This is a genomic window from Streptomyces niveiscabiei (assembly GCF_033794345.1).
GTDB lineage: Bacteria > Actinomycetota > Actinomycetes > Streptomycetales > Streptomycetaceae > Streptomyces > Streptomyces niveiscabiei.
Genome location: NZ_JARAYJ010000005.1, coordinates 373,647 through 395,648, shown reverse-complemented (window position 1 = coordinate 395,648; position 22,002 = coordinate 373,647). Strand labels below are relative to the sequence as shown.

The window sequence follows — 22,002 nt, the reverse complement described above, 5'->3', positions numbered from 1 at the left end:
CGCCACTAATCCACCCCGAAGGGCTTCATCGTTCGACTTGCATGTGTTAAGCACGCCGCCAGCGTTCGTCCTGAGCCAGGATCAAACTCTCCGTGAATGTTTACCGGTAATCCGGTTCGCACACACGAGAGCGGAACGAGAGGAGGAATGATCCCCTCGTTCACAGCGTCCTCGCTGTGTTTGTTTCAAAGGAACCTCATCCTCGACCGAAGGCCGGGGACGGGGTATCAACTAATCTGGCGTTGATTTTTGGCACGCTGTTGAGTTCTCAAGGAACGGACGCTTCCTTTGTACTCACCCTCTCGGGCTTTCCTCCGGGCTTTTCCCTTCGGTCTTGCGTCTCCGACTCTATCAGATCCTTTTCCCGATCCGATTTCCTCGGTGCTTTCCAGTTCCCCGCTTTTGTTTCGCGGTTTCCTTTCCGGCGGCTCCGACTTTATCAGGTTCTCCGGGTCCTTCTGACCACCGTTCTGCGAGCATGCAGAAAGAAGCCTTAGAAAAAGGAGTCTGAGCTAGTTGGATGCTACCTGGAGCAGGACGCGAGACCGCGTCGCTCACCCTCAAGCAGGGGTACGACTGTACACGCGGCGCCAGACGGCATGCAAATCGATTAGGGTCATGGTCTGGACCACTGGTCTAGACCGCAGATAGGGAACTCTCGTGCGGAACTGGTACTTCATATGACATACGCTGCTGCACAGTGCACTGCCGGAGACAGGCAGTGACGGTCCATGTACATCTCCATCCCCTCCACCCTCTGGGAGGCACTCCGTGACCACCGTGACGTCCCCGCTCGCAGGACGCGCCATCGGACTGGCCGCCGTGCCGGATCCGGTCTTCTCCGGTGCCATGGTCGGCCCGGGTACGGCGATCGACCCGGTGCGTGAGCCCTCCGAGGCCGTCGCCCCCGTGGATGGTGTCGTCGTCTCTCTCCATCCGCACGCGTTCGTCGTGGTCGACGCCGAAGGGCACGGTGTCCTCGTCCACCTCGGCATCGACACCGTGCAGCTCAACGGGCAGGGCTTCGATCTGCTGGTGAACAAGGGCGACACCGTCACACGCGGGCAGGCGGTCGTGCGCTGGAACCCGGCGGCCGTGGAGGAGGCGGGCAAGTCCCCCGTGTGCCCGGTCGTGGCGCTGGAGGCCACCGCCGACTCCCTCGGTGACGTACGCGAGGATGGCGATGTGAAGTCCGGGGACGTTCTGTTCTCCTGGCGGTGACACAACAGCAGTGAGCACGACAGCAGTGACACACCGGCTGTAGGCCGACGGCCGGTGGGCAGGCACGACCATCGCGGCGGCGCGTGCCGTCGCAACTATCGGAGACGGTGAGATGGAGACAACGCTGCGAGGCGTCGGTGTGAGCCACGGTGTGGCGATCGGCCAGGTACGGCACATGGGGACGGCGGTCCTGGAACCGCCCGCCAAGCAGATCCCGGCCGACGAGGCGGAGCGCGAGCAGGGCCGCGCCCGCCAGGCCGTGGACGCGGTGGCGGCCGATCTGACCGCACGCGGCAACCTGGCCGGCGGCGAGGCCCAGGCGGTCCTCGAAGCGCAGGCGATGATGGCGCAGGACCCCGAGCTGATGGCCGACGTGGACCGGCGGATCGCCGTCGGCAGCACGGCCGAGCGTGCCGTGTACGACGCCTTCGCCTCGTACCGCGAGCTGCTCGCGGGTGCCGGGGAGTACCTCGCCGGGCGGGTGGCCGACCTCGACGACGTACGGAACCGGATCGTCGCGCGGTTGCTGGGGGTGCCGATGCCCGGTGTGCCGGACAGTGACGAGCCGTACGTGCTGGTGGCGCGGGATCTGGCGCCGGCCGACACGGCGTTGCTGGATCCGGCGCTGGTGCTCGGGTTCGTGACCGAGGAGGGTGGGCCCACCAGCCACAGCGCGATTCTGGCGCGGGCGCTCGGGGTGCCGGCCGTGGTGGCGTTGCCCGGGGCCGGGGAGCTGGCCGAGGGGACGGTGATCGCCGTGGACGGGAGTTCCGGTGAGGTCTTCGTGGAGCCGGGCGAGGAGAAGAAGGCGGAGCTGACGGCCGCTGCCGCCGCGCGGAAGGCCGCGCTGGCCGCGTCGACAGGGCCGGGGCTGACCGCCGACGGGCACAAGGTGCCGTTGCTGGCGAACGTCGGTGGTCCGGCGGACGTGCCTGCCGCTGTGGAGGCGGGCGCGGAGGGTGTCGGGCTGTTCCGTACGGAGTTCCTGTTCCTTGACGACAGCACGAAGGCGCCGTCGCGGGAGAAGCAGGTCGAGGCGTACCGGCAGGTGCTGGAGGCGTTTCCCGAGGGCCGGGTCGTCGTGCGGGTGCTGGACGCGGGCGCGGACAAGCCGCTGGACTTCCTGACGCCGGCCGACGAGCCGAACCCGGCGCTGGGTGTGCGGGGGCTGCGGTCGCTGCTGGAGCACCCCGATGTGCTGGGGACGCAGCTGGCGGCGTTGGCGGAGGCTGCCGAGGGGCTGCCGGTGCACCTTGAGGTGATGGCGCCGATGGTGGCGGACCGGGCGGACGCGAGGGCGTTCGCGGACGCGTGCCGTGCGGCGGGGCTGCGGGCGAAGTTCGGGGCGATGGTGGAGATCCCTTCGGCGGCGTTGCGGGCTCGGTCGATCCTCCAGGAGGTCGAGTTCCTGTCGCTGGGGACGAACGACCTGGCGCAGTACACGTTCGCCGCCGACCGTCAGGTGGGTGCCGTGTCACGGCTCCAGGATCCGTGGCAGCCGGCGCTGCTGGATCTGGTCGCGCTGTCCGCGGAGGCGGCCCGGGCGGAGGGCAAGAGCTGTGGTGTCTGCGGTGAGGCCGCGGCGGACCCGTTGCTCGCGTGTGTGCTGACCGGTCTGGGGGTCACCTCGCTCTCGATGGGGTCGGCTTCGATTCCTTATGTGCGGGCGGCGTTGGCGAAGCACACGCTGGCGCAGTGCGAGCGGGCCGCGGCGGCGGCGCGGGCGACGGACAGTGCCGAGGAGGCGCGGGCCGCGGCTCAGGCGGTGCTGTCGGGCGAGTAGTCGAGGGGCGTGCTCCTCTCTGCGGTTCGGGTTCAGGGGCGTCCCGCCTTCGGGTGGGGCGCCCCTGGCGTCGTCCGGTGTCTTTCGTCCTTGTCCTGGTCAGTGGTGGTGGTCGGTCGGGGGCAGGGGGTCGTCGCCGAGGTCGGGCGGGGCGCAGTAGTCGACGTCGGACTCGGGGGAGATCAGGTCGCCGGACTCGGCGTCGGTGCAGTAGGCGTCGAAGACCTCGGCGGCGGTGAGGGGTTCGAGGTCCTCGCCGCGCAGGCGCCAGCCGTGGACGCGGTCGCGGGTGCCGGGGGCGGTGACGCGCAGGACGAGTCCGCCGGGGCTGTGGGTGGCGATGCCGAGGGCGAGGATCGTGGTGAACTCCAGGGCTTCGGTCTCGTCGAGCCGGGCGGTGCCGTCGGGGGCGGATTCGGCGTGCAGGACGGCGATGAGGGTTTCGGGTGCGGTGGAGACGCTGCACACGAGGTGGCGGTGGCCGGGTGGTGCGCTGGCGAGGATGCGGGTGAGGAGGGCGGAGGCGCGGGTGAAGGCGGCGCGGCCGATGTCCTCGCCGCAGGAGGCGCAGGCGCCGAGGCGGGCGAGGAGGGTCGCGGCATATTCCCAGGTGGCGCGGCGGACGGCTTCGTCGACGAGGGTGGGGACGAGGTCGGTGAGGGGGCCGCCGTCGTAGGCGATGACGGGGCCGGTGGCGGCGAGTTCGGCCGTGTAGCGGCCTCGGGTCTGCGGGGTGTCGGGGTCGAGGCCGTGGTCGGCGCAGTAGTCGGCGTAGTCCTGGGGGTCGAAGAGGGCGAGGCTGGTGTGGGTGCCTTCGGCGGCGCGGGTCTTGAGGACGGCTTCGACCTGGCGGAGGTAGGTGGTGTGGTCGTCGAAGGTGAAGGTGCGGTAGCGGCGCATGGCGCTGAAGTCGTGTTCGTCGGTGAGGAGGCCGATGGTGCCGGCGATCTCGCGGCGCAGGTCCCGGCGCATGGTCCGCTGGTCGGTGTGGTTCATGGGGTTCCCCCTGTGTGCAGAGCGTTCGGTCAATGCTCACTCACAGTAACCGGCGGCACTGACAACGGGGTCTGCGCGAGCCTGGCTCGTACGAGTCGGTGCTGGATTCCGCAGGTCAGGGCGATGACGGTGCCGAATGCGGCCCAGCCGAGGGGGCCGGTGGCGATGGCGGCGGTGACGGCGAGTGGTCCGACGGTGCGCTGGGCGGACTGGGCGAGGCCGTGGACGCCGAGGTAGGCGCCCTGGGCGGTGTCGGGGGCGAGGGCGACGGAGAGTTCCCAGGAGACGGTGGCGTGGAGGATCTCGGCGAGGGTGAAGGCGGTGGCCGCGGCGGTGAGGAGCAGGGTCGCGGTGACGGCGCCGCCGGTCGCGGCCAGGGCCATGGCGGCGCCGCCCGCGGCGAAGGCGGCCGAGAGCGGGAGGAGGAGGCCGCGGGCGGCGGCGGTGGTCGCGCCGAAGCGGGCCATGGGGACCTGGAGGGCCACGACGAGGAGGTTGTTGAGAACCATGAGCAGGGGTGCGAGGCCGTGGGGTGCGGTGTCGAGGTGGACGATCCACAGCGGGAGGCCGACCTTGAAGACGGCGTCGTCGAGGAAGAGGACGGCTTCGGTGGCGACGTAGGCGAGGTAGGTGCGGTCGCGCCAGGGACCTCGGGGCCGGGCCGCCTGCGCCGGGGTGTCGGAGTCGGCGACGGTGCGGGCGGGCGAGGGGGGTTCGCCGCAGCGCAGGGTGAGCAGGGCGACGGCGGTGAAGGAGAGGGCGTCGCCGAGGAGGAGCCAGCGGTAGGCGGCGGTGCCGCCGAGGGCGAGGCCCAGCGCTGCCACGAGGCCGCCGATGGCCCAGCCCGCGTTGGCGACGGTGCGCTGGACGGCCTGGTAGCGGACGCGGTCGGGGCCGGCGACGCGGGTGGCGTAGAGCTTGGTGAGGACGCTGCTCGCGCGGTCGCCGAAGCCGCCGAGTGCGGTGAGGGCGAGGAGGAGGGCGAACCGGTCGGTGGCGAGGAGGCCGAAGGAGGCTGCGGCGCGCAGGAGTTGGACGGCGACGAGGACGCGGGTGAGCGGGAAGCGGTCGGCGAGCAGGCCGCCGCTGGGGGCGCCGGCGATGCCGAGGGCTCCGGCGACGGCGGCGAGGGTGCCGACCTCGGCGAGGGAGAGGTGGGCGACGTAGGTGAAGTACAGGACGGAGACGGTGGCCCACAGGCCGCTGCCGATGCGGTCGACGAGGGCGATGACGACCATGCGGCGGCCGTCGGGTCCGCCGGGTATGCGGGGCTCTCCGGTGGTTTTCCGACGCGTCAGCGCCATGGTTCCCCCTTGCGTCATTTTTTGTATTGATACATAATGTCAAATGTGGCAACACAATATGCGATCACAGGGGCGACGGCCAAGGAGATTGCCGCGTCCGTGGAACGGGGCGTATCCGACGGCTCCTTGGGGCCGGGCTCAGCGCTGCCCCCGGTACGGCGGCTCGCGGACGGCCTCGGGGTGAGTCCCGGGACGGTCGCCACCGCCTACAAGGAGCTCCGCGCGCGGGGCATCGTCGTGACCCGGGGACGGGGCGGGACGGTGGTGGCAGAGGTGCCGTCGGTGGCGCCGCGCCGCCCGCCGAGGGTCCCGGAGGGCCTGCGGGACCTCGCCGGAGGCCATCCCGACCCCGCGCTGCTCCCCGGCCTGGTCCCGCCCTCACGCCTCTCCCCCGGCGCCCGCTCGCACCGCTCGACACCGCGGCTGGCCCGCCTCGAAGAAGCCGTACGGGACCGGCTCGCGCCGGACGGTGTGCCGGTGGAGCACGTGACGTTCGCGCACGGCGCGCTCGATCTGATCGCCCGGCTGCTCTCCGTGGAGCTGCGCCCCGGCGACGCCGTCGCCATGGAGGACCCCGGGTACCACCACCTCCTGGACCTGGTCGCCGCCCTGGGCCTGCGGGCCGTACCCGTCGCCGTGGACGACGAGGGGGTGCGGCCCGAGGCACTGGAGGCGGCATTGCGCGCGGGCGTGCGGGCGGTGGTGTGCAGCCCGCGCGCGCAGAACCCGTACGGCGGGTGCTTCACGCGTGCGCGCAGGGACGCGCTCGCCGGGGTGCTGCGTACGGCGCCGGACGTGCTGGTCGTGGAGAACGACCACGCCTCCGAGGTGGCCGGCGCGCCGCTGTGGACGCTCACCGACGGCGGACCCGCGCGCTGGGTGCACGTGCGTACGGTGAGCAAGTTCCTCGGCACCGACCTCAGGTGGGCGGCGGCGGCCTGTGACGCGACGACGCTGGCCCGGCACGACGGGCGGCTGCTGCTGACCTCGGGCTGGGTGAGTCACCTGCTCCAGGAGACCGTGCACGGCCTGATGACCGACGACGCGACGCGCGCGCTCGTCACGCGTGCGCGCGAGGCGTACGGGCTGCGCAGGACGGCGTTGCTGCGGGAGCTGTCCGCGCGCGGGATCGCCGCGCACGGCGTGAGCGGGATGAACGTGTGGGTGCCGGTGCGCGACGAGTCGGCGGTCGTCAACGGGCTGCGCTCGCGCGGCTGGTGGGTCGCGGCAGGGGCCCGGTTCCGGCTGGCGGCCGGGCCGGGCGTACGGATCTCGGTGGCCGACCTCGAACCCGCTGACGGGGCGCTGCTGGCCCAGGACTTCGCCGGCGTCCTGGGCGAGTCCGAGGCCACCTACGGGGGCTGAGAGGGGCCCTCAGGGGCGTTCTCAGGCCCGTTTGCGGGCGAGGTCCTCGTAGAAGCCCAGCAGGTCGAGGTTGTCGATGGAGCCCGGGTTGACGGCCTTCTCCAGCGGGGTGCCCTGGAGGAGGCGTTTGACGGGCACCTCGATGCGCTTGCCCGTGAGGGTGTGCGGGATGCCGGGGACCTCGATGACCTCGTCCGGGACGTGGCGCGGGGAGAGCTGTTCGCGGATGGTGCCGCGGATGCGGTCGAGGAGGGCCTCGTCGAGGACGGAGTCGGGTGTCAGGTGCACGAAGAGCGGCATCCAGTAGCCGCCGTCGGCCTGTTCGACGCCGATGACCAGGGATTCCCTGATCTCGGGAAGGCGTTCGACGACCTCGTAGATGTCGGCGGAGCCCATCCGTACGCCCTGCCGGTTGAGCGTGGAGTCGGAGCGGCCGTGGATGATCACCGACCCGCGCGCGGTGACGGTGATCCAGTCGCCGTGGCGCCAGACGCCGGGGTAGGTGTCGAAGTAGCTGTCGTGGTAGCGGCTGCCGTCGGGGTCGTTCCAGAAGCGGATCGGCATGGACGGCATGGGGTTGGTGACGACGAGTTCGCCGACCTCGTCGGTCACGGGCCGCCCCTGGGGGTCCCACGCCTGGAGGTCGGTGCCGAGGCCGGGGGCCTGGAGCTCGCCCGTGTACACCGGGAGCGTGGGGACGGCGCCGGCGAAGCAGGAGCACACGTCGGTGCCGCCGCTGACGGAGGCGATCCAGGTGTCGGCGCCCACCTCGTCGTGCAGCCAGCGGAAGCCGTCCGGGGGCAGCGGGGAGCCGGTGGTGGCGACGCACTGCACGCGCGTGAGGTCGTAGTCGCGCGCGGGGTGCACGCCGGCCTTGCGGCAGGCCATCACGTACGCCGCCGAGGTGCCGTAGAGGGTGGCGCCGGTGCGTTCGGCGACGCGCCACTGCGCGCCCGTGTCGGGGTACCCGGGGCTGCCGTCGTACAGGACGACCGTCGTGCCCGTGAGGAGGCCGGAGACCAGGAAGTTCCACATCATCCAGCCGGTGGACGTGAACCAGAACAGGACGTCCTCGGGGCCGAGGTCGCAGTGCAGGCCGAGCTGTTTGAGGTGCTCGACGAGGATGCCGCCCTGGGACTGGACGATGGCCTTGGGCAGGCCGGTCGTGCCGGAGGAGTACAGGACCCACAAGGGGTGGTCGAAGGGGACCTGTTCGAAGACGGGTTCCTCGTCGCCGTCCGTGAGGGACGCCCAGTCGACGGCTCCCTCGGGCGTGCCGGTGCCCAGGAGGGGGATGTGGACGACCGCGCGCACAGTGGGCAGTTCGCGGCGGAGTTCCGCGACGACCTCGCGGCGGTCGTGCTCCTTGCCGCCGTAGCGGTAGCCGTCGACGGTGAACAGGACGACCGGTTCGACCTGCTGGAACCGGTCGAGGACGCTGCGGGCGCCGAAGTCGGGGGCGCAGGAGGTCCACACGGCGCCCACGGCGGCCGTGGCGAGCAGGGCGACCGCCGCCTGCGGAACGTTCGGCAGATAGCCGCTCACGCGGTCTCCCGGCCGTACTCCGAGGCGGCGCAGGGCGGCGGCCAGGGAGCCGACCTGGCGGCGCAGCTCGGACCAGGTGACCGGGCGGGGCTCGTGGGTCTCGTCGACGTGCAGGAGGGCCGGTTCGTGCGCGCGCGTGGCGGCGTGGCGCAGGGCGTGTTCGGCGTAGTTGAGGGTGGCGCCGGGGAACCACTGGGCGCCGGGCATCGAGCGGTCGCCCAGCACGCGCGCGTAGGGCGTCGAGAAGCGGACGTCGAACCACTCGGTGACGGCCGTCCAGAACGCCTCGGGTTCGGCGACCGACCAGGCGTGCAGGGCGGGGTAGCCGCCGTCGGCGGGCGCGCCGTGCTGCCGCGCCGCCCAGGCCTGGAACTTCGTCACCTTGGCGCGGGCGATACGCTCGGCGTCCGGCTGCCAGAGCGGCCGAGGGTTCAGGGTCGACATGGGGCGGCTCCCGGGCGGTGCGCGTGAGGGCGGCGGCTGACACGGACGATGCCATGTGATCGACTTCTGCACCAGGGTGCGCTCCGCCGCGGCGGTGTCGTGACGTCGTGATCCCGTCGCGGGTGAACGGAAGTTGAACGGCACGTGCGCGGGGAACGGCACATGGCAGGGTGAGCAGCATGAACGGTCGTGACCTGGTGCGTTCGATAAAAGTGGTCGGTTCGGTGGGGGCGGCCCAGAGGTTGCGCACCGTACGCGCGGCGTGGCGCAGGAGGCGTACGGACGCCTCCGGGCTGCCGCCCCGGGGCGCGGAGCGGGCGCGGGTGCCCGGGTCCGTGCGGGAGGCGCGGCCGGGGCCCGGCGGGGGCGTCCTGCGGTTCGAGCGGTCCGAGCTGCGGATCATGGTCGCGGTCAACGGCGCGGTGTTCTGGGGCTGGGACGGTGCGGAGCCGGAGCCGTCGTACGCGCTCGCGGGGGCGCCCGAGGCCGATCCGCGCGCGGTGCTGGAGCCCGACAAGGACGGCGGCTGGCGGGTGGTCGCCGAGCGGGCGACGGTCTCGGTGTCGCGGCACGGGGCGATCGAGGTGTGCACGCCCGGGGGCGTGGTGCTGCGGCGTGATCTGCCGCCGCGCTGGTGGGAGCCGGTGGACGGGGGGCCCGCGCGCTGGATGCAGCGTTCGGAGGTGGCGGCGGACGCGCGGTTCTTCGGGCTGGGCGGGCGCGCGGACGGGCCGCGCCTGCGCGCGGGGACGTACCGGCTGTGGAACACCGACCCGGGCGGCTCGTTCGGGCCCGGGGACGGTCCGCTGTACCTGACGATGCCGGTGCAGGTGGTCGTCGCTGACGCGGGCACGCACCTGGTGTTCCACGACACGTCCTGGGACGGCACGGTGACGCTCCGGGAGGGCGAGGAGGGGGCCGGTTCGGGGCACGACCGGGCCGGGTCGAGCGAGGTGCGGGCGGAGGGCGGGCCACTGCGCTGCTGGGTCGTCGTCGGCACGCCCGCGCGCGTACTGCTCGGCTGGGCGTCGCTGACGGGCGCGCCCGCGCTGCCGCCGTCCTGGGCGCTCGGGTACCACCACGCGCGCTGGGGCTTCGGCAGCGAGCAGGAGGTGCGGCGGGTCGTCGCCGGCTACCGGGAGCACGGGCTGCCGCTGGACGCGCTCCACCTGGACATCGACCACTTCGACGGCCATCAGGTGTTCACGGTCGACCAGGAGCGGTTCCCGAAGCTCTCGCAGTTCGCGCAGGAGCTGCGCCGGGACGGGGTGCGGCTGGTGTCGATCGTCGACCCGGCCGTGCGCGCGGAGCCCGGCAACGAGGTGTACGACGCGGGGGCGGCCCTGGACGCGTTCGTGCGGGACGCCTCCGGGCGGGTCGTGCGGGGTGTCGTGTGGCCCGGGGAGTCGGTGTTCCCGGACTTCACGCACGCGCGAGTGCGCGCCTGGTGGGGCGAGCTGTACGCGGAGCGGCTGGCGCAGGGGTTCTCGGGGTTCTGGCACGACATGAACGAGCCGACGTCGTTCGCGGCCTTCGGGGACACGACGCTGCCCCGTTCGGCGCGGCACGACCTGGAGGGGCGCGGCGGCGACCATCGCGAGGCGCACAACGTGTACGCGCTGTGCATGGCCAGGGCGGGCTACGAGGGCCTGCGGACGCTGGCCCCCGAGGAGCGGCCGTTCGTGTTCTCCCGGTCCGGCTGGGCGGGCCTGCAACGGTACGGCGGGACGTGGTCGGGGGACGTCTCCACGGGCTGGCCGGGGCTGCGGGCGTCGCTGGCGCTGGTGCTCGGTCTCGGCCTGTGCGGGATCCCGTACTCGGGCCCCGACATCGGCGGCTTCGACGGGAGTCCCTCGCCGGAGCTGTACCTGCGCTGGTTCCAGCTGGGCGCGTACCTGCCGCTGTTCCGGACGCACGCGGCGATCAGGGCGGGGCGCCGGGAGCCGTGGGAGTTCGGTCCCGAGGTGCTGGCGCACGCGCGCGAGGCGCTGCTGGAGCGGCGGCGCCTGGCGCCGTACTTCGTGACGCTGGCGCACCTGGCGCACCGTACCGGTGCGCCGTACGCGCGCCCGCTGTGGTGGGGTGCGCCGGAGGACCGGGCGCTGCGGGACTGCGAGGACGCGTTCCTGCTGGGTGACTGTCTGCTGGTCGCCCCGGTGCTGGGGCCGGGCGTGGACCGGCGCGCGGTGCAGCTGCCGAGGGGGCTCTGGTACGACACGGCGACGGAGCGCGCGTACGAGGGGCCGGGGCAGGTCCTGGTGGACGCGCCCGCGGGGCGGATCCCGGTGCTCGTGCGCGCGGGTTCGGTGATCCCGGTGCGGGGCGCGGACGGCGGCCTGGAGCTGGAGGTGTGGGCGCCCGCCCGGGGGCGGACGGGCGGCGGCCTGGTGGTGCGGGACGCGGGCGACGGCTGGGACGAGCCGGAGATCGAGTGGTACGTCACCCGTTGGGAGGGACCGCGGGTCGTCGTCGAGCGGGAGAGCCGTGAGGACGAGGACGGCGTGCTCGAACCGTCCTGTCCGGTGCGGCTGCGGGGGCCGGGCGGGCCGACGGCTCAGATGTAGCGGCCCTCGAAGAAGGCCCGTACGGCGATCGTGTGCAGCGGGAAGGCCAGTTCCTCGGGGCGCCGCAGGAGCTGCCAGCCGTCCGTCTCGTCGGTGGCGGCGGACGCCGGCAGGCGGTCGGCGGGGCGCTCGGGGAGCAGGCCGAACAGCAGGAGGTGGCCGTCGGGGGAGCTCATGGCGTCGGCGAGGCGGACGTCGCGGCTCGCCGCGTCGATGCCCGTCTCCTCCTTGAGTTCGCGGACGACGGCGTGCTTCCAGTCCTCGCGGTCGTCGACGTAGCCGCCGGGCAGGGCGATGCCCCCGCGCGCGGGTTCGACGGTCCGCTGGATGACGACCAGGGCGGTGCCCAGGGTGTCGTACACGGGCTGGAGGGCGATGCCGACCGGCAGGGGGTTGCGGTAGTGCACGGTGGAGCAGGCCGGGCAGATGCGGGGCCAGCCGGTGACGCCTTCCCCGTAGGGGGCTCCGCAGCTCGAACAGTGGCTGTCCCGTGCGGAGTTCGAAGTGGTGTGCTGAGTTTGTGACACGCGGCGGACTGTATCCGATCGCGCGGAGGGCGTCTCGTCGACGGGTTTCAATCCCCCCTGGTGAGCGACGCGGTCGCCACCGGGAAGTCGAAGTACGTGTCCGGATAGGGCTCCGGCTTGAAGGTGTAGTGCCACCATTCCTCGGCGAGGTTCACGAAACCGAGGCTCTCCAGGGTGTTCTTCAGGAGCAGCCGGTTGGCGCGCTGGACGCCCCGCACGCGCGGGTCGAGCGTGTGGGAGAGGGTGTCGAAACAGTCGAATCCGGTCCCCATGTCGACGGAGTTGTCGGGAAATCGCTCCCATCGGGGCGCGCGGCAGGACACCAGCGGTTCGCCGGGGACGTAGGGGCGGGTCGGGAGCGCCGGGAGCTTCACGAGGGTGACGTCCAGGGTGGAGCCTCGGCTGTGGCCGGACTTCTCGGCGATGTAACCGTCCGTGAAGAGGCGGGTCTTGTCGACCTCGGGGTAGAACTCGGCCTTCATCGCCTGGTCGTCGAGGTCCTCGGCCCAGCGCACGAAGTGGTCGACCGCGCGCTGCGGGCGGTAGCAGTCGTAGACCTTGAGGGTGTAGCCCTTGCGCAGCAGGCGCGCCTGCGCGCGGTGGAGGGCCTCGGCGGCGGGGCGGGTGAGGATGCACAGGGGTTCGCGGTAGCCGTCCACGCGCGCGCCGACGAAGTTGTGGACGGTGGTGTAGCGCATCTCCTGGCGGATCGTCGGGTCGACCGAGCGCAGGGCGACGAAGTCGGCGGGTGCCTTCGGTTCGGTGCGGGCCGAGGCCGAGGCCGGGGCGGGGGCGAGGGCCGCGGCCAGCAGGGCGGCGAGCGCGGTGAGGGCGGCTCGGAAGGGTCGTCTCATGCCGTGCACACTTCCCCCGCCGGGCCCTGCCCATTTGCGGGCGGCCGTGACAGACTCCTGACGTTCCGTCAGATCTTGGTGCGGGGAGGTCGCGTGACACACGTGCGCAGGCCCGTGGTGGACGGCTGGTTCACCGGGGACGGGGACGACTTCAGGCTGCTCGGGACGCGCTGCGGCGCGTGCGCGTCGGTGTTCTTCCCCCGGGAGGACGTCCACTGCCGCAACCCCGGCTGCGCGGGCGGCGAGCTGACCGAGGTGCCCCTCTCGCGGCGCGGCCGGATCTGGTCGTACACCGACTGCCGCTACCGGCCGCCGTCACCCTACGTGAGCGACCGGGAACTTCCGTGGGAGCCGTACGCGTTGGTCGCGGTAGAGCTGGCGGCGGAGCGGATGGTGGTGCTGGGGCAGGCGGCGCCCGGGGTGGGGGTCGGTGAGCTGGCGGTGGGCATGGAGGTCGAGGCGGTGGCGGGGGTGCTGGGCGAAGAACCCGGGACGGTGTGGACGACGTGGAACTGGCGGCCGGTGGAGGTGGAGTCATGACGGCGGAGGTGACCGTGCTCGGCGCGGGCATGCACCCCTGGGGCAAGTGGGGGCGCGGCTTCACCGAGTACGGCGTGACGGCCGCGCGGGCGGCGCTCGCCGACGCGGGGCTCGACTGGCGGGACGTGGACGCGGTCGTCGGCGCGGACACGGTGCGCGGCGGCTATCCGGGGTTCGTCGCGGGGGCGACGTTCGCGCGGGCGCTGGGCTGGCAGGGCGCGCGCGTGACGAGCGTGTACGCGGCGTGCGCGTCCGGGGCGCAGGCCATCGACGTGGCGCGGGCGCGCATCCTCGCCGGGCTCTCCCGCGTAGTGCTGGTGGTGGGCGCCGACGCCGCGCCCAAGGGGTTCTTCCGCCCCGCCGGGGGCGACCGCCCCGACGACCCGGACTGGCTGCGCTTCCGGCTCCTCGGAGCGACGAACCCGGCCTACTTCGGCCTGTACGCGCGCAGGCGCATGGCCGTGTACGGCGACACGCTGGAGGATTTCACCCGGGTCAAGGTGAAGAACGCGGCTCTCGGGGCGCTCAACCCGAACGCCCGCTACCGCGCGCGGGTCACCCCCGAGGAGGTCGACGCCTCCCCCGTCGTCGCCGATCCGCTGCGGCTGCTGGACATCTGCGCGACCTCGGACGGCGGCGCGGCCCTGGTGCTGGCCGGGACGGAGTTCGCGCGCCGGCACAGCAGCCGCAGGCCGGTGCGCATCCGCGCGGTGTCGACGGTGACGCCCCGCTACCCCACCCGGGTGCTGGACCTCCCGGACATCGCCACCGACTCCGCGACGGGCGCCGAACCGTACGGGGAGACGCTGCGGGCGTCCATCACCCGGGCCGCGTACGAGGAGGCCGGCATCGGACCCGAGGACCTGTCGCTCGCGGAGGTGTACGACCTGTCGACTGCCTTGGAGCTCCAGTGGTACGAGGACCTCGCACTGTGCGGCGAGGGCGAGGGCGCCAAGCTGTTGCAGGCCGGGGAGACAGCACTCGGCGGCCGGACCCCGGTGAACGTCAGCGGCGGACTGGCCTCCTTCGGAGAGGCGGTCCCGGCGCAGGCGATCGCCCAGGTGTGCGAACTGACCTGGCAGTTGCGCGGGGAGGCCGGCGAGCGACAGGTGGCAGGCGCGCGCGTGGGAATCGCCACGAACCAAGGGCTCTTCGGGCACGGGTCGGCGGTGGTCGCGGTGCGGTGAACGGCCCCCGCCGAGGGGGCGCAGGCCGGCCGGAAACCCACGTGAACATCTCAGGAACCGCAGGCGGGCGGGCGCCGGGATGAGCCTCGGCCGGGAACGGGCGTACCGCAGCCAGGAACCGCGCGCGGGCGGGCACCGGAAGCGTCAGGATCAAGCAGCGGCACGAGGCCACGCGGGGCGCCGGAAGCCTCAGAGCCGACCGGCAGCACGAGACCACGCGGGCGGAGGGCGCACAGTGAGCGCGAGGCGAGGAGACTGCCGGGCTCCACTCGCGGGGCACATCGGCGACGGCCTCCTCGCCCCACTGCCCCGGCGGACCTCGACGCTCCGGCCCTCGCCATCCTCGGCACCCCCTGGTCCACGGACGGACAGACGGCCGGCCCCCCTGCCGCTCTCCACTGTCCCGCGCAGGCCCGGAGCGTCCCTGTGCGGGCCCGGCAGCGTCACCGACCACGGATGGTGCCGCCGTCTGCCGAGCGGCGCCCAGGAAGGCGGCCATGGCGCTCAACAGGGCAGGACGGGTCCTCAAGGCGGGCGGGGTTCGCTCGGTACGCGCTATGCAGTGGTCCGGCTCCTGTGCGGGCGGAGCGCAGGGTGGGCCGAGGCCGGGGAGCGGGCCCGCAGCCCCCGCGCCTCCCCGAGCCTTCGGCCCGCGTCATGCCTCCGCGGTGCCCGCGCGAGACGCCCGAGCCGGCCTCGTACACATCCCGTGTCCGCCTTCTTGACGGTCCCTCAGGGGCGGTGAAAACTTCCCGGTGTCGGGTGACATCGCCGCACATTCTCGGCGTGTCCCGGCATGCCGCCGTGTGGGCGCTGTCCGCACTCCCCCGATGCGACGGCACGCTCGTCACGGAGGCCGGGCGGGGCGCGGGAACCCTGTCCAGGCCGGAGCACCGGGCCCGGGAGACGCCATGAGCAACGGAGAGGCCTTCGGTACGGGGGTGACGCCGGGGACCGGCGCGCGGGACGCCGTCCGACGCGGCGAGGCGCCGTCCTCCCCGCATGCCTCCGGCGGGAGTCACGCGCGTGCGCCGGTCGCCCGCGCGGTGTCCGCCGGGATCGTCCGCAACGCGGCCCCCTGAGGAGGCAGCCATGACGGAGCGGTACGTCGCCGCGATCGACCAGGGCACCACGTCCAGCCGCTGCATCGTCTTCGACCACGACGGCGCGATCGTCGCCGTGGACCAGCGCGAGCACCGGCAGATCTTCCCGAAGCCCGGCTGGGTGGAGCACGACGCGACCGAGATCTGGGCGCGGACCCAGGCTGTGGTCGCCGGGGCGCTCGCCAAGGCGGGACTGCGGGCCGACCGGATCGCGGCCCTCGGGATCACGAACCAGCGCGAGACGACGGTCCTGTGGGATCGAGGAACGGGCAAACCCGTTCACAACGCGATCGTCTGGCAGGACACCCGCACCGCCGAACTCTGTGCGCGGCTCGGCGGCGCGGACGGGCAGGATCGTTTCCGTGACCGCACCGGACTGCCGCTCGCGAGCTACTTCTCCGGCCCCAAGGTCGCCTGGCTCCTGGAGCACGTCCCCGGACTGCGCGACCGCGCCGAACGCGGCGAGATCGCCTTCGGGACGATCGACTCCTGGCTGATCTGGAACCTCACCGGCGGCCCCGACGGCGGCCGGCACGTCACCGACGTCACCAACGCCGGCCGCACGATGCTGATGAACCTGGAGACCCTCCAGTGGGACCCCTCCGTGCTGGCCGCGATGGACGTCCCCGAGGCCATGCTCCCGGAAATCCGCTCCTCGGCCGAGGTGTACGGCACCGCCGTGGGCCAACTGGCGGGCGTACCGGTCGCGTCCGCGCTCGGCGACCAGCACGCGGCCGTCTTCGGGCAGGCGTGCTACGCGGCGGGCGACGCGAAGAACACCTACGGCACCGGGAGCTTCCTGCTGCTCAACACCGGCAACCGGCCGGTGCCGTCGAAGCACGGGCTGCTGACGACGCTGGGCTACAAGATCGGCGGCGAGGCCCCGGTGTACTGCCTGGAGGGCTCGATAGCCATAACGGGCGCGCTCGTCCAATGGTTCCGCGACCAGCTCGGCATCATCCGCAGCGCCGACGAGATCGAGCCGCTGGCCGCGAGCGTCGAGGACAACGGCGGCGCCTACGTCGTCCCCGCCTTCTCGGGGCTGTTCGCGCCGTACTGGCGCTCCGACGCGCGCGGGGTCGTCACCGGTCTGACCCGGTACGTCACGAAGGCGCACCTCGCGCGCGCGGTGCTGGAGGCGACGAGCTGGCAGACGCGGGAGGTCGTGGACGCCATGCGGCAGGACTCCGGTGTCGCTCTCACGTCCCTGAAGGTGGACGGCGGGATGACCCGCAACGGCCTGCTGATGCAGCATCAGGCGGACGTCCTGGACGTCCCGGTGATCCGCCCGCGCGTGCCGGAGACGACGTGCCTGGGAGCGGCGTACGCGGCCGGTCTCGCCACCGGCGTCTGGGACGGGCTCGACGAACTGCGCGCGCACTGGCGCGAGGACGCGCGCTGGACGCCGGCCATGGACGCGTCCGTACGCGCGCGTGAGTACCGCAACTGGCGCCGCGCGGTGGACCGGAGCCTCGGCTGGCTGGAGGAGTGACACCCCCTCATGAACCGCGGCCCGTACCCCGGTCGGCGGGGGTACGGGCCGCTCAGGGCCGCACGGCTCAGGTCCCGACGGTGTGCCGGCGGCGCGTGCCGAAGTCCATCGCGTGCTGGACGACGCCGACGAGGATGTCCTTGACGGAGCGCCGGTCGCGCGCGTCGCACAGGAGGACCGGGATGCTGTCGTCCAGGTCGAGCGCCTGGCGCACCGCCTCGACCGGGTAACGGGCCGCGCCCTCGAAGCAGTTGACGCCGATGATGAACGGTATGGAGCGCCGTTCGAAGTAGTCGACGGCGGCGAAGCAGTCCTCCAGGCGGCGGGTGTCCGCGAGGACCACCGCGCCCAGCGCGCCCTCGGTCAGCTCGTCCCACATGAACCAGAACCGCTCCTGGCCGGGCGTCCCGAACAGGTACAGGGTGAGGTCCTCGCGCAGGGTGATGCGCCCGAAGTCCATGGCGACGGTGGTGGTGTGCTTGCTCTCCACCCCGGTGGTGTCGTCGACCGGGCGGCCGGCCTCGGTGAGGATCTCCTCGGTGCGCAGCGGCCTGATCTCGCTGACCGCGCCGACGAGGGTGGTCTTGCCGACGCCGAAGCCGCCGGCGACCAGGATCTTGAGCGTGACGGGCTCGACCGGCGGCTTCCCGCGCTCAGAACGCCCGAAGATCATCGTTCACTTCTCCTGCTTGCTGGGATGGGGGAAGGCGGTCGGCCGTGGCCCGCGCCGCCGGGTCTCTCGCTGCCGCCGGGTCCGACGACCGTGCCGAAGGGGTTCGCGGACCGGCCGAGGGCCGTCGCTGGGATCCGGGGACGGCTGCGCCGGGCGGCCTGCGCCGCGTCTGTACGACGCACGCGCGCGGGAGGGCGGTTCCGGAACCGTACAGGAGTCGTGGAGAAGGGGGGACCCGTAACGGGCGGGGAATCCCGGAGGCGGCCGGGAGGGTGTCGTACGGCGGTGTCGGGCGCACGCGCGCGAGGGCCGCCGTGCCGGAGGACCTCCAGGGGTGCTCCGACAGCGGCTCACGGGGCGGTGGGCAGTCGTGCGGGCGGCGCGGGGCCAGGGCGGGCGTGCCGCTCCCCCGGTCCGTCGGCGGCTGCCTACTCACGTCCTCACCCCGTTGTTCCCGCACGGTTCACAGCGCCCGCAGGCCGGTGATCACGTCGCGGAGAATGCTCTCGTCCGGCAGCTCGGCGGGCGGCACCGGACGGTTCACGTGGACGAACTTCTTGTCCACGAGGTCCCCGATGAGCACCCGGACCACGCCGATCGGCAGGTCGAGTTCGGCGGCGAGTTCCGCGACCGACTGCGGGGCGACGCGGCACAGGCCGACGATGTCCACGTGCTCCGGAGAGAGCGTGTGGTCGTCCTCCGGGTCGCCCGCGTCGGGTTCGGCGACGACCACGGCGATGAGGTCGAGGCGGTGGTGCCCCGTGCCGGTGGTGCGCCCGCGCGTCATGGCGTACGGGCGGACGACGGGACCCGCCTCGTCGTCGAACCAGTGCTTCGTTCCCTGACCGTCTGTGCTCATGTCATCCCACAGGCCCGCCGGACGGCAGGTCGGTGCGCGGCGCGGTCCCCAGGTGCACGCCGACCCGCTTGACCAGCAGGGTCATCTCGTACGCGACCTGGCCGACGTCGGAGTCCGCGTCCGCGAGGACGGCGAGGCAGCTGCCGTCGCCGGCGGCGGTGACGAACAGGAACGCGTCGTCCAGCTCGACGAGGGTCTGGCGGACGCTGCCCGCGTCGAAGTGCCGGCCGACGCCCTTGGCGAGGCTGTGGAAGCCGGAGGCGACGGCGGCGAGGTGCTCGCTGTCCTCCCGGGTGAGGTCCTTGGAGACCCCGGTGGGCAGGCCGTCCCCGGAGAGCACGACGGCCTTGCGGATGCTGGCGACGCGGCCGACGAGCTCGTCGAGGAGCCAGTTCAGCTCGCGCTGCTCGGGCGTGTGGCCGCTCGTCTTCGGTGCGGTCATCGACCGTCCCCCTTAGTCGTTCCTCGTGGTGCTGTGCCGTGGGCGTCGTCGCCCTCGGCGTTCTCCTCGCGCCCGCGCTGCCAGCCGCGCTGGAGCGAGGCCATACGGTTGCGTACCTGGTCGGCGTCGCGGTCGGCGAGGTCGGTCCGGTCCTCGGTGCGCGCGGCGGGACTCTGGCGCAGCTGCGGGGCCAGGTTGGCCTGCCGGACGCGGCGCGGCAGCGGGCCCGCTCCCGGGGCTGCGGGGGCGGCTCCGGGGCGCGCGCGCGGGGTCTCGGGGCGCAGCGGCGTGACGGCCTCCGGGCGCGGCCTCGGGAGGGCCGTCTCGGGGCGGCGGCGGTCGCTCTCCCCGAAGCCGTGGCCGGGTGCGCCCGACGCGCCCGGTGCCGGCTCGTCCGCGCGCGGCAGATGGCTGGAGGCGCCCCTGCGGCGCGAGGGCAGCGGGGCGAGGGGGTCGCCGGCTCCCTGGTCCCAGGGCGACTCGTGGGACGCCGGGTAGCCGTTGTCGTCCGTACGCGTGCGCGGGTCCTCGCCGACGGGACGGCCGTGCGAGCTGACCAGCTTGGGCGTACGGCGCGAGGGGAGCTCGGCGACGGGCGCGGGCTCGCGGTCGGCGCGCCGGCGGCCGAAGGGGGCGTCGTCCTCGGTCAGCGGGAAGTCCAGGCCGACCGGCGCCTCCAGCTCGACGGGGCCGTCCAGGACCGGCGCGGGCATGCCCGGGAGCTGGACGGGGAGGTCCCTCTTGTCCTTCGGCGTGCGCGGGCGGTCGAGGCGGAAGCCGATGCCGTTGGTGTCCGGGACGTCGTCCGTGAGGAGCGTCTCCGGGATGAACACGACGGCTGTCGTCCCGCCGTACGGCGACATCTGGAGGGACACGCGGACGTTCTGGCGCTGGGCGAGCCGGCTGACCACGAACAGGCCGAGCCGGTCGGTGTCGGACAGCTCGAACTCGGGGGTCTCCGCGAGCCGCAGATTGGCGTCCAGGAGCGCCTCCGGGGTCATGCCGAGGCCCCGGTCGTGGATCTCCAGGGTGAAGCCGTTGGCGACGCGCTCACCGAGCACCTGGACGGCCGTGTGCGGCGGGGAGAACACCGTGGCGTTCTCCAGGAGCTCGGCGACGAGGTGGGTGAGGTCGGCGACGGCGGGCCCGGTGACGGCGATCCGCGGCAGGCGCCGTACCTCGATGCGCTCGTAGTCCTCGACCTCGGCGACGGCCGCGCGCACGATGTCCATGAGCTGGATGGGCTTGCGCCACTGCCGGGAGGGGGCCGCGCCGGAGAGGATCACGAGGCCCTCGGCATGCCGGCGCATGCGCGTGGTGAGGTGGTCCAGGCGGAACAGGTCCGCGAGTTCCTCGGTGTCCTCCGTACGGCGTTCCATCGTGTCGAGCAGGGTGAGCTGCTTGTGCAGCAGGACCTGGCTGCGGCGGGCGAGGTTCACGAAGACCTCGGAGACGCCGGAGCGCAGTTCGGCCTGCTTGACGGCGGCTTCGACGGCCGCGCGCTGGAGGGTGTTGAGGGCCTGGCCGACCTCGCCGATCTCGTTCTTGTCGTACTCCAGGTGGGGGACCTCGGTCTCCACGTCCACCTGTTCGCCCACGGACAGCCGGCGCATCACGCTGGGCAGCCGTACGGCGGACGCCTCGTGGGCCTCCAGGCGCAGCTGGCGCAGGTCGCGGATGAGGGCGCGGCCGATGCGGACCGACAGGAAGAGCGACAGGAGCAGTGCGATCAGGCCGAAGACGCCGGCGACGACGGCCTTGACGATGACCTCGACGGCGACCGGGCGGACGCGGTCCTGGTAGCGGTCGTTGGCCTGTTCGTCGAGCGTGCCGAGCTGTTCCAGGACGCTGCCGGCGGCGGTGTCCCAGCTGCGGGCGGTGACGCCCTTGGGGACGCCGTTGTTCTCCATCGCGTCGATGGCGGCGTTCTCGGCGCTGCGCAGGGGCGCGGTGCCGGCGCCGGACCAGAAGCTCTCGTAGCGCTCCTGCTCGGCGTCGGGCAGCTGCGGGAGGCTGATCTCGTAGATGACCTGCCGCTGGGCCTGGAGGTCGGAGATGATCCGGCTCTCCTCGTGACCGATCCGGCCGCTCACGAGGGCCGAGCCGAGCAGGGCGTCCTCGCGGGAGAGCAGCTCCCGCGCGCGGGCGACGGCGACGAGGGCGCGGTACTGCTTGTCCATCTCGACGCTGTCGACGACGTCCAGCTTGGCCAGGAGCGTGTAGCAGGGGTCGACCAGGCGGTTGTACTGGTCGAGGGCCTGGCTGCGGTCGAGGGTGCCGTCCTCCACGCCGCGGCGCAGGGAGGCGATGCCGTCGAAGGCGTCCAGGACGGTGGTGAGGCCCTCGACGTCGTCCTTGTCGAGGCTGTCGCGCAGGTCCGGGTCTTTGGTGTTGCTCCGGATCTCGGTGAACGCCTCGTCGGTCGCCGAGCGCGTACGGCGCAGGGCCGCGAGGGCGTTCTGCGCGTCGGGGTCGGCGAGGTAGACGAGGGTCTGGCGGCGTTCCTGCTGGATGACCCTGACGGTGTCCTCCAGGGGGTACCCGACCTTCTCCATCAGGGACGAGACCGTGAAGAGACGGCTCGCCTCACGGCCGGTGAGGATCGTGGCGAACCCCCAGACCGCCGTCAGGGAAACGAGCGGCACGAGGAGAAGCGCCACGATCTTCCTGCGGATCGACTTCCCGCGAAAGCGCATGGCCTCCCCCAGCTCGGACCCCGTCTGACCGGGGTACGGATGTGCGTCAACAAACGCCGCGAGCCTACTACCGACCCACAGCCAACTCGAAGACCAGTCCGGAGGCCGAACCTCCGCTCCGGGGTCGGGGCGTGGGGAGTTGTCCGGGCATTGCGGGAGATTGCCGTCAGGAATCGGACGCCGGTCGCACGACCGTGGCCAAACTGTTCCCTTCCGGGGTTGGCGAGAATTTATCGGCGCTTGGGAATCTTCCGGGCGTCTCGTTCGTCCTACTCATCGGGAATTGGGAGCGGAACCGGCCACATGGGCCGCATGCCGCACCTCGGCGGCGTAAATGAGCGCAAGCCGGGCAACCACTGGGGAACCCGGTCTTCGGACCGGGCGAGGGGTCGGCCGGCGGTGGGGAG

17 protein-coding genes and 1 rRNA gene are annotated in these 22,002 nt (G+C 72.7%); 8 read left to right on the top strand and 10 right to left on the bottom strand.

Features of this window, described 5'->3' with window-relative positions:
- Positions 1 to 97, bottom strand: a 16S ribosomal RNA gene (locus PV682_RS10065); the annotation flags it as partial.
- A 674-nt stretch (positions 98 to 771) separates the two neighbouring features.
- Between PV682_RS10065 and PV682_RS10060 the strand changes: the two genes are divergently transcribed.
- The gene (locus PV682_RS10060; protein WP_319726276.1) at positions 772 to 1,221 is read left to right on the top strand and encodes a PTS sugar transporter subunit IIA; all 450 of its coding nucleotides are present in this window, start codon (positions 772 to 774) and stop codon (positions 1,219 to 1,221) included.
- A gap of 112 nt (positions 1,222 to 1,333) precedes the next feature.
- Positions 1,334 to 3,004, top strand: coding sequence for a phosphoenolpyruvate--protein phosphotransferase (ptsP, locus tag PV682_RS10055; protein WP_109362892.1), 1,671 nt, complete (start codon positions 1,334 to 1,336; stop codon positions 3,002 to 3,004).
- Positions 3,005 to 3,103: 99 nt separating this feature from the next.
- Here ptsP and PV682_RS10050 read toward each other — a convergent pair whose 3' ends face one another.
- Positions 3,104 to 4,000, bottom strand: coding sequence for a hypothetical protein (locus PV682_RS10050; protein WP_319726274.1), 897 nt, complete (start codon positions 3,998 to 4,000; stop codon positions 3,104 to 3,106).
- A gap of 29 nt (positions 4,001 to 4,029) precedes the next feature.
- On the bottom strand, positions 4,030 to 5,304 hold the full coding sequence (locus PV682_RS10045) for an MFS transporter (RefSeq protein ID WP_319726272.1): 1,275 nt from the start codon (positions 5,302 to 5,304) through the stop codon (positions 4,030 to 4,032).
- A gap of 45 nt (positions 5,305 to 5,349) precedes the next feature.
- Between PV682_RS10045 and PV682_RS10040 the strand changes: the two genes are divergently transcribed.
- Positions 5,350 to 6,669, top strand: coding sequence for an aminotransferase class I/II-fold pyridoxal phosphate-dependent enzyme (locus tag PV682_RS10040; protein WP_319726270.1), 1,320 nt, complete (start codon positions 5,350 to 5,352; stop codon positions 6,667 to 6,669).
- 21 nt (positions 6,670 to 6,690) lie between these two features.
- Here the strand turns inward: PV682_RS10040 and PV682_RS10035 are convergent, their stop codons facing one another.
- Positions 6,691 to 8,658, bottom strand: a complete 1,968-nt coding sequence (locus tag PV682_RS10035) for an acetoacetate--CoA ligase (protein WP_319726269.1) — start codon at positions 8,656 to 8,658, stop codon at positions 6,691 to 6,693.
- A 179-nt stretch (positions 8,659 to 8,837) separates the two neighbouring features.
- On the opposite strand from PV682_RS10035, the gene PV682_RS10030 reads away from it, so the two are divergent.
- Positions 8,838 to 11,222 (top strand): glycoside hydrolase family 31 protein, encoded by a 2,385-nt coding sequence (locus PV682_RS10030; RefSeq protein ID WP_319726267.1) that lies wholly within the window; start codon positions 8,838 to 8,840, stop codon positions 11,220 to 11,222.
- Here the strand turns inward: PV682_RS10030 and PV682_RS10025 are convergent.
- Together PV682_RS10025 and PV682_RS10020 are read right to left on the bottom strand one after the other, a co-directional pair.
- The gene (locus PV682_RS10025) at positions 11,213 to 11,749 is read right to left on the bottom strand and encodes an NUDIX domain-containing protein (RefSeq protein WP_055720156.1); all 537 of its coding nucleotides are present in this window, start codon (positions 11,747 to 11,749) and stop codon (positions 11,213 to 11,215) included. The genes PV682_RS10030 and PV682_RS10025 overlap by 10 nt on opposite strands.
- A gap of 47 nt (positions 11,750 to 11,796) precedes the next feature.
- A complete protein-coding gene (locus PV682_RS10020; RefSeq protein ID WP_319726264.1) occupies positions 11,797 to 12,603 on the bottom strand; it encodes a M15 family metallopeptidase in 807 nt (268 codons plus the stop codon).
- Between the two features lie 114 nt (positions 12,604 to 12,717).
- On the opposite strand from PV682_RS10020, the gene PV682_RS10015 reads away from it, so the two are divergent.
- From PV682_RS10015 to glpK, 4 genes are all read left to right on the top strand, one after another.
- Positions 12,718 to 13,143, top strand: a complete 426-nt coding sequence (locus tag PV682_RS10015) for a Zn-ribbon domain-containing OB-fold protein (RefSeq protein WP_319726315.1) — start codon at positions 12,718 to 12,720, stop codon at positions 13,141 to 13,143.
- Positions 13,140 to 14,330, top strand: a complete 1,191-nt coding sequence (locus PV682_RS10010; protein WP_109362899.1) for a lipid-transfer protein — start codon at positions 13,140 to 13,142, stop codon at positions 14,328 to 14,330. The genes PV682_RS10015 and PV682_RS10010 overlap by 4 nt, the downstream gene beginning before the upstream one ends.
- A 911-nt stretch (positions 14,331 to 15,241) precedes the next feature.
- Complete coding sequence (locus PV682_RS10005; protein WP_319726262.1) at positions 15,242 to 15,412, top strand: hypothetical protein; 171 nt, start codon at positions 15,242 to 15,244, stop codon at positions 15,410 to 15,412.
- A gap of 10 nt (positions 15,413 to 15,422) precedes the next feature.
- Positions 15,423 to 16,925, top strand: a complete 1,503-nt coding sequence (glpK, locus tag PV682_RS10000; RefSeq protein WP_319726261.1) for a glycerol kinase GlpK — start codon at positions 15,423 to 15,425, stop codon at positions 16,923 to 16,925.
- Between the two features lie 67 nt (positions 16,926 to 16,992).
- On the opposite strand, the gene PV682_RS09995 is transcribed toward glpK, so the two are convergent.
- The 4 genes from PV682_RS09995 to PV682_RS09980 form a co-directional block, all read right to left on the bottom strand.
- Complete coding sequence (locus PV682_RS09995; RefSeq protein ID WP_055720161.1) at positions 16,993 to 17,598, bottom strand: GTP-binding protein; 606 nt, start codon at positions 17,596 to 17,598, stop codon at positions 16,993 to 16,995.
- Positions 17,599 to 18,061: 463 nt separating this feature from the next.
- The gene (locus PV682_RS09990) at positions 18,062 to 18,457 is read right to left on the bottom strand and encodes a DUF742 domain-containing protein (RefSeq protein WP_055720162.1); all 396 of its coding nucleotides are present in this window, start codon (positions 18,455 to 18,457) and stop codon (positions 18,062 to 18,064) included.
- Position 18,458: 1 nt separating this feature from the next.
- Entirely contained in the window at positions 18,459 to 18,899 is a 441-nt protein-coding gene (locus tag PV682_RS09985; RefSeq protein WP_319726257.1) for a roadblock/LC7 domain-containing protein, read from the bottom strand.
- Positions 18,896 to 21,595, bottom strand: a complete 2,700-nt coding sequence (locus PV682_RS09980) for a nitrate- and nitrite sensing domain-containing protein (protein WP_319726254.1) — start codon at positions 21,593 to 21,595, stop codon at positions 18,896 to 18,898. The genes PV682_RS09985 and PV682_RS09980 overlap by 4 nt, the downstream gene beginning before the upstream one ends.
- Positions 21,596 to 22,002: the final 407 nt, after the last annotated feature.

Excerpts from the sequence above, each read along its gene's own strand:
- ptsP (WP_109362892.1), top strand. The coding sequence starts at position 1,334 with ATGGAGACAACGCTGCGAGGCGTCGGTGTGAGCCACGGTGTGGCGATC.
- PV682_RS10050 (WP_319726274.1), bottom strand. The coding sequence starts at position 4,000 with ATGAACCACACCGACCAGCGGACCATGCGCCGGGACCTGCGCCGCGAG.
- PV682_RS10045 (WP_319726272.1), bottom strand. The coding sequence starts at position 5,304 with ATGGCGCTGACGCGTCGGAAAACCACCGGAGAGCCCCGCATACCCGGC.
- PV682_RS10035 (WP_319726269.1), bottom strand. The coding sequence starts at position 8,658 with ATGTCGACCCTGAACCCTCGGCCGCTCTGGCAGCCGGACGCCGAGCGT.
- PV682_RS10030 (WP_319726267.1), top strand. The coding sequence starts at position 8,838 with ATGAACGGTCGTGACCTGGTGCGTTCGATAAAAGTGGTCGGTTCGGTG.
- PV682_RS10020 (WP_319726264.1), bottom strand. The coding sequence starts at position 12,603 with ATGAGACGACCCTTCCGAGCCGCCCTCACCGCGCTCGCCGCCCTGCTG.
- PV682_RS10010 (WP_109362899.1), top strand. The coding sequence starts at position 13,140 with ATGACGGCGGAGGTGACCGTGCTCGGCGCGGGCATGCACCCCTGGGGC.
- PV682_RS10005 (WP_319726262.1), top strand. The coding sequence starts at position 15,242 with ATGAGCAACGGAGAGGCCTTCGGTACGGGGGTGACGCCGGGGACCGGC.
- glpK (WP_319726261.1), top strand. The coding sequence starts at position 15,423 with ATGACGGAGCGGTACGTCGCCGCGATCGACCAGGGCACCACGTCCAGC.
- PV682_RS09995 (WP_055720161.1), bottom strand. The coding sequence starts at position 17,598 with ATGATCTTCGGGCGTTCTGAGCGCGGGAAGCCGCCGGTCGAGCCCGTC.
- PV682_RS09990 (WP_055720162.1), bottom strand. The coding sequence starts at position 18,457 with ATGAGCACAGACGGTCAGGGAACGAAGCACTGGTTCGACGACGAGGCG.
- PV682_RS09985 (WP_319726257.1), bottom strand. The coding sequence starts at position 18,899 with ATGACCGCACCGAAGACGAGCGGCCACACGCCCGAGCAGCGCGAGCTG.
- PV682_RS09980 (WP_319726254.1), bottom strand. The coding sequence starts at position 21,595 with ATGCGCTTTCGCGGGAAGTCGATCCGCAGGAAGATCGTGGCGCTTCTC.